Source organism: Pseudooceanicola lipolyticus (genome assembly GCF_002786325.1).
GTDB lineage: Bacteria > Pseudomonadota > Alphaproteobacteria > Rhodobacterales > Rhodobacteraceae > Pseudooceanicola_C > Pseudooceanicola_C lipolyticus.
This window is the reverse complement of the sequence record NZ_PGTB01000096.1, coordinates 1-15,704: the sequence shown is the minus strand read 5'-3', so window position 1 is coordinate 15,704 and position 15,704 is coordinate 1. Positions and strand designations below refer to the sequence as shown.

The following is a 15,704-nucleotide window of genomic DNA, read 5'->3' as shown; positions in this document are numbered from 1 at the left end:
ACTGACCGTTCTCAACGCAATGATCAAAACTGGAACGGCCTACCGAGACGCCATTGTTTGAAACACAGTTGCTACTCTCCTTCAGATATGATGCGTCGCCAGCGCCTGCCCGGCCCCGATGCGCCCCGGCGGGATATCGCCGGGGCGGTTAGGCTCAGTTCGAGGCGCGCGCCTCGTCCAGCGCGGTCTGGATGGTGTCCAGCAGTTCCTGCCCCGGAATGCCCTGCCCGTCCATCTTGGCCAGCCATTCATCCTGGATGCCCGCGGTGGCGCCGCGGAACTTGGCCAGGTCGTCTTCCGAGATGGTGACCTTCTGCACGTTCTTCTCGGCCAGCACCTCTTCCCAACGGTCCAACAGCTTGTTGTAATTCTCGATATAGTGATCGATTGCCGGCTCGATCGAGCTGTGCAGCGCCTCCTTGAATTCGGGGCTCAGCGCCTCGTAGGCATCGGTATTCACCACCACCGGGCAATTCACCGTGCCGGGGTTCAGGTTCGCGGTCCACCAGGTTGCCTGGTCGATGGTGCGAAAGCTCAGATGCGCGTGCTGGGCAAAGGCGACCGTGTCGACCACCCCGGATTCCATCGCGTTATAGGCCTCGGACGCGGTCACGCTGGTCGGTACCGCGCCAACCGCCTTGAACGCCTCGCCCAGGCCGCCGGTGGCGCGCACCCGCATGCCTTCGAACTGGTCGACGCTGCCGCGCGGCTCACCGGTGCCAACGATATTATATTGCGGCATCGGCGAAGGCATCAGCAGCATCGCGTTCCAGCGCGCCAGATCCTTCTGCACCGCCGGATGCTGGTACAGCGCGGTGCTGACCGCCACCTCTTCGGGCAGGGTGTTGACCCCCAGGAAGGGCAGTTCCGCCGCGGTCAGGGTGGGGTTCTTGTCCTCGTGATAGCCGGCGCAGATCTGCGCCATCTCGAAGGCGCCGATGGAAATGCCGTCGAGGTTCTCGGTATTCTTCGACAGCCCGCCATAGCTGATATTCATGGTGAATTCGCCATTGGTCTTTTCCGACACCATCTCGGCCAGCTTCTCGATATGTTCGGTAAAGGCGCGGCGCTTGCCCCAGACCGAGACATTCCACTCCAGGGCCACGGCTTCGGCGCCAAAGCTCATGCAAATCACAGCGGCGCAGGCGCCGGTCAGTCGCTTGTTCATATGATCCTCCCGTGATGCGGCCGGTCTCTCTCGCTTTTTCCGGCCGCTTGCGGATCAGGCTAGCGCGGGTGGACCGACCTGCCAACCCCTTGGCCGGCCGCCGGCGACTCGGTGCGTTGCGCCGGGGCGAAACAATATGTCACAGGCGGCAGGCAGGATTTACGCATGTTTCGCCGCCGCCGTGACAACCGCATTGCCCCGACCGGCGGCTGCCGTTGACAAAAAACGCCTTTGTCTCAAACGGAATTTCGGGGCTTGTCCGGAGAGAATTTACAAGTCTTCGCAACTTCACAAAAAAATTTACAGACAAATCGTTTCAATACCGCCGCTTATTCCCTTATTTTCACATCGGGCTATGATCCCGCGCAGGAGGAGATGCTCGGACCGGTCCGCCCGGCCCCATCCCCGCGAAATGCAAAATACAAGTCAGAGGGAGGAGCCTCAGATGACCGAAACCGCGCTCGCCACCGCCACCTATGCCCCATCCGAAGCGACCCGCAAACATGCCCATGTCGATGCAGCGACCTATGACAAGATGTATGCCGCCTCGATCAACGATCCCGATGGTTTCTGGAGCGAACAGGCGCAGCGGGTCGACTGGATCAAGCCCTTCACCAAGGTCAAGGACGTCAATTTCGACCTCGGCAACGTGCATATCAAGTGGTTCGAGGACGGCACGCTGAACGTCGCCGCCAATTGCGTCGACCGGCACCTGGCCACCCGCGGCGACCAGACCGCGATCATCTGGGAACCCGACGATCCCAAGGACGCGGCCCGCCACATCACCTATAAGGAGCTGCACGGCCAGGTTGGCAAGATGGCCAATGTGCTGAAGGCGATGGGGGTGAAAAAGGGCGACCGGGTGGTGATTTACCTGCCGATGATCCCCGAAGCCGCCTATGCCATGCTGGCCTGTGCCCGGATCGGCGCGATTCATTCGGTGGTGTTTGCCGGCTTTTCACCCGATGCGCTGGGCGCGCGGGTCACCGGCTGTGACGCGCGTGTCGTCATCACCGCCGATACCGCGCCGCGCGGTGGCCGCGCGACCAAGCTGAAGGACAATGTGAACCAGGCGCTGCGGCACGACCTGAACGACGTGAAATGCCTGGTGGTGCGCCGCACCGGCGACCAGATCGCCTGGCGCGACGGGTTGGATTTCTGGTATCACGAAGAGGCCGACAAGGTATCGTCCGACTGCCCGCCGGAAGAGATGAATGCCGAGGATCCGCTGTTCATCCTCTACACTTCCGGCTCCACTGGCCAGCCCAAGGGCGTGGTGCACACCACCGGCGGCTATCTGGTCTATGCCGCGCTGACCCATCAGACCACCTTCGACTACCACGAAGGTGACGTCTATTGGTGCGGCGCCGATGTCGGTTGGGTCACCGGCCATACCTATATCCTCTACGGCCCGCTGGCCAATGGCGCCACCACGCTGATGTTCGAAGGGGTGCCGACCTATCCCGATGCCTCGCGGTTCTGGCAGGTGATCGACAAGCATGGTGTGAACCAGTTCTACACCGCCCCCACCGCCCTGCGCGCCCTGATGGGCCAGGGCGACGAGTTCGTCACCCAGACCAGCCGCAAATCGCTGCGCATCCTTGGCACCGTGGGCGAACCGATCAACCCCGAGGCCTGGAATTGGTATTACAAGGTGGTGGGCGACTCGCGCTGTCCCATCGTCGACACCTGGTGGCAGACCGAAACCGGCGGCCACATGATGACCCCCCTGCCCGGCGCCCATGCGCTGAAACCCGGTGCGGCGCAGAAACCGTTTTTCGGGGTCAAGCCGGTGGTGCTGGATCCGACCAGCGGACAGATCATCGAAGGCAACGGCGTCGAGGGCGTGCTGGCCATCGCCGACAGCTGGCCCGGCCAGATGCGCACCGTCTGGGGCGATCATGACAGGTTCGAAAAGACCTATTTCTCGGACTACAAGGGTTACTATTTCTCGGGCGACGGCTGCCGCCGCGACGAGGATGGCGATTACTGGATCACCGGCCGCGTCGATGACGTGATCAACGTCTCGGGCCACCGCATGGGCACCGCCGAGGTGGAATCGGCGCTGGTGGCCCATGCCAAGGTCGCCGAGGCGGCGGTGGTTGGCTATCCCCATGACATCAAGGGCCAAGGCATCTATTGCTATGTCACCCTGATGCACGGCGAAACACCTTCGGAAGAGCTGCGCAAGGAACTGCGCAACTGGGTCCGCTCGGAAATCGGCCCGATTGCCTCGCCCGACGTGATCCAGTGGGCGCCGGGCCTGCCCAAGACCCGTTCGGGCAAGATCATGCGCCGCATCCTGCGCAAGATCGCCGAGAATGATTTCGGCGCGCTGGGCGACACCTCGACCCTGGCCGATCCCTCGGTGGTCGACGACCTGATCGCCAACCGCAAGTAGGCCGGCGGTTTGGGCCAGGCCGCCTGGCCTCGCCGCGCAAACCTGTCATCCCCGCGACAGCGGGGAGCTCGCCTCGCCGGGGAGGCATACATCCCAAGGCCTTCCCGGACGGTCGGATGGTCGCCCTCTGAGAGGTTAAAAGAGGATGGGATTGACCCCCATCCTCCTTCACTCAAAACATCAAAGGGCGCGCTCAAAGGCGCGCCCTCACTGGTTAAATTCCCAAACTTCAGCCGGCTTTTTCCAGGCTGATCTCGGCGATCCCGGCGGCAAAGTTCACGCCGTCCTGGGTCGAAACGCTGAGCGGCTGCAGCGCAATGGTATCGTCCGAACCGCCGACCATCAGGTTGGCCCCGGCCCCGACGCCAACGGTGGCTTCGGCCCCGACGCCACCATATTCACCGGCCAGCGCCCCAGCCTCATAGCCATCCTCGGTGGGTGCCAGCACCACCCAGCTCATCTGGCCCTCCTCGGTCGCACCGATATCGATGCCATAGCGGTTGATCGTGCCCACATAGGTCTCTTCCTGCAGCCCCTCCTGCACCGGGTTGAAGGTACAGGTCAGCGACTTGGACGAGCCAAAGACATAGCCGCTGCCGGCACCCACGTCGCAGCTCAGATTGCCCAGCTCGACGCGGCCGGTGTCGGCCAGGGCGGCGCCGCCGGTCAGGGTGGCCGCGGACAGGGCGATGGCGGAAAGAATGGGACGGGTCAACATAACATGCTCCTTTTCTTCGACCTCTGGTTTGGTCCGGGATCGCCTGCACGCGCTTCGTGTATCGCGCCGGCATCCCGGGTGCTTCGGGTCGGATAACGCAGGGAAATTCAGAAGGTTCCGGCGCCGCCCCTGCGCTGCGCCAGACTCCGCCGATCCGCCTTTGGCGCCGCCCTTGCCCCGGCCCCGGCTCACACCGGCGCGAGGGGGCTGGCAACCCCGGGCACTCTCAGGCAGAACACGGGACAAGACCGGCGCATGAACAGCGCGCCGCACAACAAGGAGTTTGACCATGGCTGATCGCGATACCGTGCTTGCGGCGCTGAAACAGGTCGTCGACCCCGCCAGCGGCACCGATATCGTCAGCGCCGGGCTGGTGCGCGGGCTGAATGTGGAGGGCAACACCGTCCGCTTCGTGCTGGAGATCGACCCGGCCAAGGCCGAGGCGATGGAACCGGTGCGGGCCGCGGCCGAGGCGAAGGTGCGCGCGCTGGAGGGGGTCGGTACCGTCTCGGCGATGCTGACCGCCCATAGCGACAAGAAGCCCCCCGAGCTGAAGGCGAAACGCCCGGCGCCGCAGGGGCCGCAGAAAGTGCCCGGCATCGGCCATATCATCGCCGTGGCCTCGGGCAAGGGCGGCGTCGGCAAATCCACCATCGCCGCCAATCTGGCGGTGGCGCTGGCCGCCGAAGGCCGCCGCGTCGGGTTGCTGGATGCCGATGTCTACGGCCCGTCACAGCCGCGGATGCTGGGCGCCAAGGGGCGCCCGGCCTCGCCCGATGGCAAGACCATCCTGCCTCTGCAGGCGCATGGCGTCACGGTGATGTCGATGGGCTTCATGACCGAGGAAGGCCAAGCCGTGGTCTGGCGCGGCCCGATGCTGATGAGCGCGCTGCAACAGATGATGCTGCAGGTCGACTGGGGCGAGTTGGACATCCTAATCGTCGACCTGCCGCCCGGCACCGGCGACGTGCAGCTGACGCTGACGCAGAAATTCGCGATCGACGGCGCGGTGATCGTGTCGACCCCGCAGGACGTGGCGCTGCTGGACGCGCGCAAGGGGATCGACATGTTCCGGCAGATGAAGACGCCGATCCTGGGCATGATCGAGAACATGTCGACGCATATCTGTTCCAATTGCGGCCACGAGGAACATGTCTTCGGCCATGGCGGGGTGTCGGCCGAGGCGGCAAAGCTGGGTGTGCCGCTGCTGGCCGAGATTCCGCTGCACCTGGAGATCCGGCTGGCCTCGGATGGCGGCACCCCGGTGGTGACGGCGCAGCCCGACAGCCCGCAGGCCGCGGCGTTCAGAAAGGTGGCGCGGGCACTGGTGGCGCAGGGCGTGGCCTGAGCGCGCTCGCCGGCCAAGGCCCGGAGGTCGCGGATCGGCGTCCGGCAGCGCTGGCGGCTAGCCGCGACCGGTAAAATCTCCGTAACGGCCGCGCTTGAAGATCAGGCCCAGCCCGTCGCGGTGCCAGACCTGCTGCACCTCGCCGACAACGATGGAATGATCGCCGCCGGGATGCACGGCGCTGCGCCGGCACAGGAAGGCGGTCAGGCACAGGTCCAGCCGGGGCTGACCCTGGGCCGGGTGCCAGGCAATGGTCGAGAAATCGCTCCCCCGGCTGGCAAAATGCGCGGCGATCGGTTCCTGGTCCTGCGCCATCACGTGGATGATGAACTGTTCGGCCCCGGTGAACAGGTCATGCCGGCGCGAGGCACGCGCCGGGCACCACAGCACCAGCGGCGGATCGAGCGAGACCGAGGCGAAGGAATTGGCCGTCATCGCGGTGGGACCGTCCGGCGTCATCGTGGTGACGACCGTCACGCCAGTGCCGAAGCTGCCCAGGGCCTCGCGATAGGCCGCCTGGGTCTCGGGTCCGGGGGTGAATGTGGTCTCAGGCATCCGCGTCGTCCCTGTTGCGGAGGCCGGGGTGGCACGGGCGGGCGGGAAAGTCCATGCCGGACGCCACGTTGCGACGCGCCGGCGCGGAAATCGGTTCTAATTCCCACGGGCACAAGGGAAACTGGCGCCATGACACGAACGCTCTCAGATTCGCCCGGCTGGCAATATCTCCTTAGGGAATTCGACATGCTGTACCGCTATGGGTCGGCCGGGGGCAGCCGGGCGATCCGCAGCCATCGCAAGCGGGTGCGCGACCGGCTGGCGGCGATCACCGACCGCAACCCGGTGCTGGAGATGCGCGAACCGCTGACCAAGCCGGTGGTCGAGCATCTGCACCGGGCGCTGGACCTGGGCGAGGTCAATGACCTGAACGGCATGTGCCGCGCGCTGCGGCGGGTGCAGGCCGGGCTGACCTGGGAATATGGCTATGAGCGGGTGCCCAAGGCACTGGAAAAGAAATACGCCTATTGCGAGGTGATGGGCCCGCGCGGCCCGGTCATGGCCGAGGGGCTGATCCTGGGTTTCGTGCTGTTCGCGCCAAAGACGACCTATCCCCAGCACAGCCATTCCGACATCGAGGAAAGCTATGTCTCGGTCTCGGGCGCCTGGTCCGAGAACGAGACCGCGGTGTTTGCGCCGGGGTCGATGATCCTGAACCGATCGGGACAGGAGCATCGGATCACCACCGGGGAATATGACCCCTGCCTGCTGGCCTATGCCTGGATCGGTCCCGAAGAGCGGCTGAGTGCGCCGGGCATGCGGTTTTCCGCCACCCGGCGCGCCGGCCGCAGCAAAACGCCGGGCCCCTGAGGGCCCGTGTGACGCTCAGCCCAGCGCGGCTGCGGTGGTGTCCTGCATCTGGGCCGCCACCGCGTCGATCGCCAGCATGGCGTCAACCCGTTTCAGCACGCCCTTGCGCTCGTAATAGGCGATCAGCGGCGCGGTCTGGGCGTGGTAGGCCTCGAGCCGGCTGGCCACGGTTTCGGCGGTGTCATCGGCGCGGCGCTGCATCTCGGTGCCGCCGCATTTGTCGCAGACGCCGGCCACCTTGGGGGTCTTGAACTGGTCGTGATAGCCCTCGCCGCAGCCGCCGCAGGTATAGCGGCCCGAGATGCGCGCGACCATGGCGGCGTCGTCCACCTCGAGGCTGATCGCGGCGTTGATCTGCTGGCCGGTCTCGGCCAGCAGCGTGTCCAGCGCCTCGGCCTGCACCGTGGTGCGCGGGAAGCCGTCGAGGATCACCCCCTTGGCGACGTCCGGCTCGGCCAGGCGGTCGCGCAAGATGGCGATGACGATCTCGTCCGAGACCAGCTCGCCCGCTTCCATCACCGCCTTGGCCTGCTTGCCGGCCGCGGTGCCGGCGGCAACCGCGGCGCGCAACAGATCGCCGGTGGAGAGCTGGACCAGCCCGAACTTGTCCTCGAGCAGGCGGGCCTGGGTGCCCTTGCCAGCGCCCGGCGGGCCCAGCAGGATCAAAACGGCGGGTGTAACTGTGACGGCGGCGTCCATGCGCGGGTCTCCTCCAGAAATCTCGTGTCCAATCAGACAGGTGCCCCCCTTGGGGGTCTTGAGCGTGTTTAAGCCGGTCGTAACGGAAAGGTGAAGCGGCTGCCCATGTGGCAAGGTGTCTCTTTTATCCATCCGTGTCGGGATGTCCCGACCAGAACACGAGTTTAACGTACTGAAATTGTTTACCTAATACAAAATCCGGCGCGCGTATTGGCCGCAGTTCCCTCGCCTAGGTCAATGCCGGCACCGGTGGTAAAAAGCGGACCCGCTCGACGGCGCGGACGTGACCTTCGGCCCGATCCGGCCCCAAAAGAACGGGCGCGGCCCCCGCAGGAGGCCGCGCCCAGGGTTGCGCTGGTGCCGCTTAGTTCAGCGCGGCATCGGTGATGTCATGGGTCCAGGCACCCTGCGGTTCGACGGTGATCACCGGGTCCGAGCCGCCAGCCAGCAGGGTGTCGACCGTGCGCTGATAATCGGCCGGGTCCAGCGCGCCGTTCGAGCCGGCGGTCAGCTTGGCGATTTCGCCCATCATCCGTTTCTGGTGGGTTTCGGTCTGGGCGCCGGTCTCGTCATATTCCAGCACGATCTCGGCGGCCTCGTCCGGATTCTCCTCGGCATATTTCCAGCCTTTCATCGAGGCTTTGACAAAGCGCACCATCTTGTCCTTGAACGCCTCGTCCGCGAGGTTGTCTTCCAGCACATAAAGCCCGTCTTCCAGCGTGGCGACGCCCTGATCCTCGTATTTGAAAGTGACCAGATCGTCGGGGCTGATCCCGGCATCGATCACCTGCCAATACTCGTTATAGGTCATCGTCGAGATACAGGCCGCCTGTTTCTGCAGCAGCGGATCGACGTTGAAGCCCTGCTTAAGCACCTCGACGCCATCGGCGCCGCCCTCGGTCGGGATATCCAGATGCGCCATCCAGCTGAGGAACGGGTATTCATTGCCGAAGAACCAGACCCCCAGCGTGTTGCCGGGGAAATCCTCGGGGCTGGTGACATTGGATTCCTTGAGGCAGGTCAGCATCATGCCCGAGGATTTGAATGGCTGGGCGATATTGACCAGCGGCAGGCCTTTTTCGCGCGCGGCCAGCGCCGCCGGCATCCATTCGACGATGACATCGGCGCCGCCGCCGGCGATCACCTGGGTCGGCGCGATATCGGGGCCGCCGGGCTTGACCGTGACGTCGAGGTCTTCCTCTTCGTAAAAGCCCTTTTCCAGCGCCACGTAATAGCCGGCGAACTGCGCCTGGGTCACCCATTTCAGCTGCAGCGTCACCTCGTCGGCCGCCTGCGCACCGCCGGCGCCCAGGGCCGCCGCAAGCGTCGCGCCCAGCATGGTTTTCACATTGAACATTCGAGACCTCCTTGTTGTCTTCGTTGCTTTCGTTGTTGTGGTCAGCCCCGGCGCTGGGACGGGTGCCAGAAGGTCACCGCCCGTTCGATCAGCGCCACAAGGCCGTATAATACCGTCCCCGACAGCGCGGAGACGGCAATCTCTGCCCAGACCATATCGATCCCCAGGCGGCCCACCTCGGTTGAGATGCGGAACCCCATGCCGCGGGTGGGCGATCCGAAATATTCCGCCACGATGGCACCGATCAGGGCCAATGTCGCGGAAATTTTCAAGCCGTTGAAGATAAACGGCATTGCCGCGGGCAAGCGCAGCTTGACCAGGGTTTGCAGGTAGCTGGCGGAATAGGTGCGCATCAGGTCCTGCTGCATCCGCGAACTGGCCTGCAACCCGGCCAGCGTGTTCACCAGGATCGGGAAGAACACCATCACCACCACCACCGCCGCCTTGGACTGCCAGTCAAAGCCGAACCACATCACCATGATCGGGGCGATACCGACAATCGGCAGGGCGGCGACGAAATTGGCCACCGGCAGCAGCCCGCGCTTCAGGAACGGGCTGCGGTCGATCAGGATCGCCGCCGCCAGCCCGGCCAGCACCCCCAGCGCCAGCCCGGTCAGCGCGCCTTTCAGCACCGTCTGCACGAAGTCGATCCAGAGGATATCGGTGGAGGCGGCAAAGCGCGCGGCAATCGCGGTGGGTGCCGGCAGGATCGCCGGCGGGATGTCAAAGCCCTGCACCGCAAGTTGCCACAGCAGCAGCACCAGCAGCCCGAAGCCCAGCGGCAGGCCGATTTGCAGCAGGCGCGAGGGAGAGTGTCTCATGCCCGGCGCCCTCCCATCATCCGCACCGCCGCGCGCTCGATCCCGGTGACGCCCCAGATCAGCAGCGCGGCGAGGATCGCCGCCGCGAACAGCGCCGCCCACATGATCATCGGTTCGCCGAATTGCGACCCGATCAGCATCCGCGCACCCAGCCCGGCAATGGCGCCGGTGGGCAATTCGCCGACAATGGCCCCGACCAGCGCGGCGGCCACGGCGATTTTCAGCGAGGCGAAGAAATAGGGCAGCGACGCCGGCAGCCGCAATTTCCAGAAGGTCTGCGACCGGCTGGCGCCATAGGTCCGGAGCAGGTCGAGCTGCATCTGGTCGGGGCTGCGCAGCCCCTTGACCATGCTGACCAGCACCGGGAAAAAGCTGAGATAGCCGGCGATGATCGCCTTGGGCACCATCAAGCTGCCGGCGCCAAGCGCATTGGTCAGCACCACGATCATCGGCGCCAGCGCCACCACCGGGATGGTCTGCGAGATGATCGCCCAGGGCATCAGCGCCAGGTCGGCCAGCCGGCTGAGCACGATCAGCACCGCAAGCGACACGCCGACGACGATGCCCAGCAGGAAGCCGTACATCGTCGCCTCCAGCGTGATCAGGCCGTGATAGACCAGGCTGCGCCGCGAGGTGATCCGCTTGTCGAAAATGCCGTCATACAGCTCACCCGCGACCTGGTGCGGCGCCGGCAGGCGGGCGCGGTCCTGGGTCATGGTGGCGGCGATGATCTCGGTCAGGCCCGGCTCTTCCCCGGCCCGCGCCGCCTGGTCCATCACCCAGGCGCGGTTCATCAGCACCGAGCCGGCATACCAGAGCGCCAGGATCGCCGCGACCACGGTGAGGATGGCGGTGAGTGTGCTGAACCGGCTCATCGGCGGTGGTCCCCAGCATGGCGTCGGATTGCGCCGGCCCGCGGTGCTGTCGCGGATCTCCGGTCCAGCGGTGCGGTCCCGGCGCGGGGGCCGGGACGGTGCAAAAGACCCGCAGCGCTAGTCATCGCCATGCCCTGCCCGCAGCCCTTCGCGCACCCGCTGGGCGATGGCGATAAATTCCGGCGTGTCGCGAATGTCCAGCGGGCGCTCCGGCGGAAAGGGACTGTCGATCACATCGGTGATCCGGCCCGGCCGCGGCGACATCACCACGATCTTGGTCGAGAGGTAGACCGCCTCGGGGATCGAATGGGTGACGAAGCCGATGGTCTTGCCGGTGCGCGCCCAGAGCGCCAGCAGCTGTTCGTTCAGGTGGTCGCGCACGATCTCGTCCAGCGCGCCGAAAGGTTCGTCCATCAACAGGATATCGGCGTCGAAGGCCAGTGCCCGCGCGATCGACGCTCGCTGCTGCATCCCGCCCGAGAGCTGCCAGGGATATTTGCCGCCAAACCCTTCCAGATCAACCAGTTGCAGCACGTCCTTCACCCGCCGATCCTGTTCCTCGCGGGAAAAGCCCATGATCTCAAGCGGCAGCTTGATGTTCTTGGCGATGGTCCGCCAGGGATAGAGCCCGGCGGCCTGGAAGACATAGCCATAGGCGCGCGCCCGCCGCGCCTCTTCCGGGCTGACGCCGTTCACCGTGAGGCTGCCGCCGGTGGGCTGTTCCAGCGCGGCGATGCAGCGCAGGAAGGTCGTCTTGCCACAGCCCGACGGGCCGATGAACGACACGAACTCGCCCTTGCCGATGGCCAGGGACACGTCCTTCAGGGCGTGGACCGGACCATCGCTGGTTTGGAAGGTCAGGTCGAGGTTCTGGGCCTCGATCACCGGAGCAGCGGTCATATGCCTATCTCCCAAGACGCTGGTCCAGTGACTTCCATCACTTTGGCGGCCGAGCCGCGAGGAACGATAGCGCGAATACTATGTCGCCGATTGAATTCCCCCGCGACGGGCTCCTTGTTCGCCATCGATGGTGCGCCGCTGACCATAAGTGGCACCACGGCCGCCGCCAGATCACTGGTATCAAAAGCGGCGTCATGAATACTGAAGAAATGGCACATCGTCATCTCCCCGCTATGCGTTTTCTTTTGTCGAGCGCAAACGCGGACCATCGTGCAGCCCTTTCGACAACGGCCTGGTTGCCGATTGCGGCGTGATAACGGCGTACACATAAGACAGACGCGTCATTTCCCATCGTTTGGCAAAGGCCGACCCGACGATTGCATAAAGCCATCCGTCGCTCCGTTCATCGATTTGCAATAGGGTCAACCTCGCCTCTTCAAGTGTCTTGCGAAGGCTCTGAGCCAAGGCATCGATGGGTGCGTCCTGATCTAGCGCGTCCATCAGGCCGGAGCCCATCTCCTTCGGCAGCCCTTGCTGGTACGCAAAATGCAACAGGTCACTTCCACAAATTTCGACCGTATCCTTCCAGTCGCAACGGAAAAAAAGACCGGCATCTTCGAGCCTGAGCATAACCATCTCGTCATCCTCACCGCTGCGCAAACTTGCACGTTTTCCACGATCTTTCACCAACTCTCTGGCAAAAGCCGTAACGTGCGATTGCGCTCGCCTGGGCCGCAACCGTTCAATGAACTGCGTCCAAAAAGAGTTGGATGAAGGGGCTGTCATTGCTGAGCATCACACCCCCGTCGCCGGAATCCCTGTCCGCTCGACCGGGCGCGGCGCGGTCAGTTCCTTCCAGCTCGACAGCGCCTTGTTGACGGCGGTGTTGGGCTCGCGCGCAACGAATTTGCCGTGGCCTTCCTCGGTGCGGATCTCGCCGTCATGCACGGCCACCTTGCCCCGCGTCAGGGTAAAGCGCGGCAGGCCCTTCACCTGCTGGCCCTCGAAGACGTTGTAATCGATCGCCGATTGCTGGGTCTTGGCCGAGATCACCTTTTCCTTGGCCGGGTCCAACACCACGATATCGGCATCGGCGCCGACCAGGATCGCCCCCTTCTTGGGATAGCAGTTCAGGATCTTGGCGATATTGGTCGAGGTGACGGCGACAAATTCATTCGGCGTCAGCCGCCCGGTTGCCACCCCGTGGGTCCACAGCATCGGCATCCTGTCTTCCAGCCCGCCGGTGCCGTTGGGGATCTTGGTGAAATCGCCGACGCCGTAACGTTTCTGCTCGGTGGTGAAGGCGCAGTGATCGGTGGCAACCACCGAGAGCGAGCCGGCCTGCAACCCGTGCCACAGGCTTTCCTGGTGTTTCTTGTTGCGGAACGGCGGGCTCATCACCCGGCGCGCGGCATGGTCCCAGTCCTTATTGAAATATTCGCTTTCATCCAGCGTCAGGTGCTGGATCAGCGGCTCGCCCCAGACCCGCTTGCCCAGCTGGCGGGCGCGGCGGATCGCCTCGTGACTGTCCTCGCAGGAGGTGTGCACGACATAGAGCGGCACGCCGGCCATGTCGGCGATCATGATGGCGCGGTTGGTCGCCTCGCCCTCCACCTGCGGCGGGCGCGAATAGGCGTGGCCCTCGGGGCCGGTATTGCCCTCGGCCAGCAGCTTGGCCGATAGCTCGGCCACCACATCGCCGTTTTCGGCATGGACCATGGCGATGGCGCCCAGCTCGGCCAGGCGCTGGAAGCTGGCATACATTTCGTCATCATTCACCATCAGCGCGCCCTTATAGGCCATGAAATGCTTGAAGGTGTTGATGCCCTTGTCCTTCACCACGGTCGCCATCTCGTTGAAGACCTGCTCGCCCCACCAGGTGACGGCCATGTGGAAGGAATAGTCGCAATTGGCGCGGGTCGATTTGTTGTCCCACATCTGCAGCGCGTCCAGCAGCCCCTGGCCCGGGCTGGGCAGTGCGAAATCGACCACCATGGTGGTTCCGCCGGCCAGCGCTGCGCGGGTGCCGCTTTCGAAATCATCCGAGCTGTAAGTGCCCATGAAGGGCATTTCCAGATGGGTATGCGGGTCGATCCCGCCGGGCATCACGTAACAGCCGGTGGCGTCGAGCGTCTCGTCGCCCTTCAGGTCGGGTCCGATTTCGATGATGGTGCCGTTTTCGATCAGCACGTCGGCCTTGTAGGTCAGGTCGGCGGTGACGACGGTTCCGTTCTTGATGACTGTGGACATGACAAACTCCCTGTTCTTTCAGACCGAGGCATAACACCCGATCGCATTTCCATGTACGCCGATGTCGAGCGGCCCGAAGTCGCTGTCGACGCAGAGCGAGAAATATCCCGCGCTCGGCAGGTAGAAGACCCGGTAAGGCCCGCGCGGGCGGGTCACCGACCAGCAGCGCTGGGTCAGGCCGCCGGAAAAGGTGACGCTGGCCGCGCGTGGCGGCCGCAGCGCGGCGCGGAACTCGGCCAGGGTGGTGCGGGCCGGTCCGGTGCTGGTGTCGAAGGCGGCGATCTCGCCTTCGATGAGATCTTCGATCCGCTGACGGGTGGTGTCGGCGGACTCAGCCACGGGCGGCCCCCGCCTGACACGTAGCCCCGGAGTTGCTCCGGGGCTTCTCCGGCGATGTCATCGCCCGCCGGCGCGGGTCCGGGGCGTCGAGGGACGGCGGTGCCGTCATTCCACGATCTCCGCGGTTTCCAGCACCGCGTGGAACAGCACCTCGGCGCCGGCGGTGGCCCAGTCCGGCGTGATCTCTTCGGCCTCGTTATGGCTCAGCCCGTCGACGCAGGGGCACATCACCATGGTTGCCGGCGCCACCTTGGCGGCCCAGCAGGCGTCATGGCCGGCGCCGGAAATCAGGTTCATATGGCTGTAGCCCAGCCGCTCGGCGGCGCTGCGCACGTTTTCGACCAGTTCTGGGGTGAAGGTGACCGGGTCGAAATGGCCCACCGGTTCGACCGCGCAATCGACGCCGATCTCGGCGCAGATGTCGGCGGCGCGTTGCTCGATCTCGGCGCGCATGCCGTCCAGCTTGGCCTGGTCGGGCGAGCGGATGTCGACGGTGAACACCACCTTGCCGGGCAGCACATTGCGCGAATTGGGCGCGAATTGCATCTGCCCCACGCCGCCGACGGCGCCGGGCTGGGCGGCCATCGCCACCTCTTGCACCATCTCGAGGATCCGCGCCATCGCCAGCCCGGCATTGACCCGCATCGCCATCGGCGTCGAGCCGGTATGCGCCTCTTTCCCGGTCAGGGTGAATTCCAGCCACCACAGCCCCTGGCAATGGGTGACGACGCCGATCTCCTTGCCCTCGGATTCCAGGATCGGCCCCTGTTCGATATGCAACTCGTAATAGGCGTGCATCTTGCGGGCGCCGACCTCTTCCTCGCCCTTCCAGCCGATGCGTTCCAGTTCGGCGCCGAAGGTCTTGCCCTCGAGGTCGGTGCGCGCATAGGCATAGTCCAGGCTGAGTTCGCCGGCAAACACGCCCGAGGCCAGCATCGCCGGGGCAAAACGCGCGCCCTCCTCGTTGGTCCAGTTGACCACGCAGATCGGGTGTTTGGTCTTGATGCCCAGATCATTCATCGAGCGCACCGCCTCCAGCGCGCCCAGCACGCCCAGCACGCCGTCATATTTGCCGCCGGTCGGCTGGGTGTCCAGATGCGAGCCGACATAGACCGGCAGCGCCTCGGGGTCGGTGCCGGGCCGGGTCATGAACATGCTGCCCATGGTGTCGACGCCCATGGTCAAACCGGCGTCGTCGCACCAGGATTTGAACAGCGCCCGGCCCTCGGCATCGGCATCGGTCAGGGTTTGGCGGTTGTTGCCGCCCGCCACGCCGGGGCCGATCTTGGCCATTTCCATCAGGCTGTCCCAGAGACGTTCGCCATTGATCTTGAGGTTTTCGCCCGGTGCGGCCATCGGCCCCTCCTATGTCACTTCCATTCTGTCGCTGGTCATCGCCCGGCCGCGGGCCGCCCTGCCCGCCGCCCTGCCCGATTGCCCGCCGGCGCCGCGTGCTGCGGCCC

General features: G+C 65.0%; 16 protein-coding genes. 3 read left to right on the top strand and 13 right to left on the bottom strand.

Features of this window, described 5'->3' with window-relative positions:
* Positions 1–154: 154 nt before the first annotated feature.
* The gene (locus tag CVM52_RS17605) at positions 155–1,168 is read right to left on the bottom strand and encodes a C4-dicarboxylate TRAP transporter substrate-binding protein (RefSeq protein ID WP_100163768.1); all 1,014 of its coding nucleotides are present in this window, start codon (positions 1,166–1,168) and stop codon (positions 155–157) included.
* Positions 1,169–1,613: 445 nt separating this feature from the next.
* Between CVM52_RS17605 and acs the strand changes: the two genes are divergently transcribed.
* On the top strand, positions 1,614–3,569 hold the full coding sequence (acs, locus tag CVM52_RS17600) for an acetate--CoA ligase (protein WP_100163767.1): 1,956 nt from the start codon (positions 1,614–1,616) through the stop codon (positions 3,567–3,569).
* A gap of 229 nt (positions 3,570–3,798) precedes the next feature.
* Here acs and CVM52_RS17595 read toward each other — a convergent pair whose 3' ends face one another.
* Entirely contained in the window at positions 3,799–4,287 is a 489-nt protein-coding gene (locus tag CVM52_RS17595) for a DUF992 domain-containing protein (RefSeq protein WP_100163766.1), read from the bottom strand.
* 289 nt (positions 4,288–4,576) lie between these two features.
* Between CVM52_RS17595 and apbC the strand changes: the two genes are divergently transcribed.
* Entirely contained in the window at positions 4,577–5,635 is a 1,059-nt protein-coding gene (apbC, locus tag CVM52_RS17590; protein ID WP_100163765.1) for an iron-sulfur cluster carrier protein ApbC, read from the top strand.
* Positions 5,636–5,692: 57 nt separating this feature from the next.
* On the opposite strand, the gene CVM52_RS17585 is transcribed toward apbC, so the two are convergent.
* Complete coding sequence (locus CVM52_RS17585; protein WP_100163764.1) at positions 5,693–6,190, bottom strand: flavin reductase family protein; 498 nt, start codon at positions 6,188–6,190, stop codon at positions 5,693–5,695.
* Between the two features lie 129 nt (positions 6,191–6,319).
* Between CVM52_RS17585 and CVM52_RS17580 the strand changes: the two genes are divergently transcribed.
* Complete coding sequence (locus CVM52_RS17580; RefSeq protein ID WP_100163763.1) at positions 6,320–7,000, top strand: dimethylsulfonioproprionate lyase family protein; 681 nt, start codon at positions 6,320–6,322, stop codon at positions 6,998–7,000.
* 15 nt (positions 7,001–7,015) lie between these two features.
* Here CVM52_RS17580 and CVM52_RS17575 read toward each other — a convergent pair whose 3' ends face one another.
* The 10 genes from CVM52_RS17575 to CVM52_RS17535 all read right to left on the bottom strand — a co-directional run bounded on the left by CVM52_RS17575 (position 7,016) and on the right by CVM52_RS17535 (position 15,597).
* Positions 7,016–7,699, bottom strand: a complete 684-nt coding sequence (locus CVM52_RS17575; protein ID WP_100163762.1) for an adenylate kinase — start codon at positions 7,697–7,699, stop codon at positions 7,016–7,018.
* A gap of 364 nt (positions 7,700–8,063) precedes the next feature.
* Positions 8,064–9,056, bottom strand: a complete 993-nt coding sequence (locus CVM52_RS17570) for an ABC transporter substrate-binding protein (protein ID WP_100163761.1) — start codon at positions 9,054–9,056, stop codon at positions 8,064–8,066.
* A gap of 41 nt (positions 9,057–9,097) precedes the next feature.
* A complete protein-coding gene (locus tag CVM52_RS17565) occupies positions 9,098–9,877 on the bottom strand; it encodes an ABC transporter permease (RefSeq protein WP_100163760.1) in 780 nt (259 codons plus the stop codon).
* Entirely contained in the window at positions 9,874–10,752 is an 879-nt protein-coding gene (locus CVM52_RS17560; RefSeq protein WP_100163759.1) for an ABC transporter permease, read from the bottom strand. Before CVM52_RS17560 ends, CVM52_RS17565 begins: the two co-directional genes overlap by 4 nt.
* A gap of 117 nt (positions 10,753–10,869) precedes the next feature.
* Positions 10,870–11,652 carry an ABC transporter ATP-binding protein gene (locus CVM52_RS17555; protein WP_100163758.1) on the bottom strand — a complete coding sequence of 261 codons (783 nt, stop codon included), beginning with the start codon at positions 11,650–11,652 and terminating at the stop codon, positions 10,870–10,872.
* Positions 11,649–11,870: a hypothetical protein gene (locus CVM52_RS26665; protein ID WP_133119882.1), complete on the bottom strand. Its 222-nt coding sequence runs from the start codon at positions 11,868–11,870 to the stop codon at positions 11,649–11,651. The genes CVM52_RS17555 and CVM52_RS26665 overlap by 4 nt, the downstream gene beginning before the upstream one ends.
* Before the next feature lie 13 nt (positions 11,871–11,883).
* Entirely contained in the window at positions 11,884–12,339 is a 456-nt protein-coding gene (locus tag CVM52_RS17550; RefSeq protein ID WP_133119881.1) for a DUF6630 family protein, read from the bottom strand.
* Positions 12,340–12,447: 108 nt separating this feature from the next.
* Positions 12,448–13,902, bottom strand: a complete 1,455-nt coding sequence (hydA, locus tag CVM52_RS17545; protein ID WP_100163756.1) for a dihydropyrimidinase — start codon at positions 13,900–13,902, stop codon at positions 12,448–12,450.
* 18 nt (positions 13,903–13,920) lie between these two features.
* Positions 13,921–14,241 (bottom strand): hypothetical protein, encoded by a 321-nt coding sequence (locus tag CVM52_RS17540; RefSeq protein WP_100163755.1) that lies wholly within the window; start codon positions 14,239–14,241, stop codon positions 13,921–13,923.
* Between the two features lie 105 nt (positions 14,242–14,346).
* Positions 14,347–15,597: a Zn-dependent hydrolase gene (locus CVM52_RS17535; RefSeq protein WP_100163754.1), complete on the bottom strand. Its 1,251-nt coding sequence runs from the start codon at positions 15,595–15,597 to the stop codon at positions 14,347–14,349.
* Positions 15,598–15,704 lie beyond the last annotated feature (107 nt).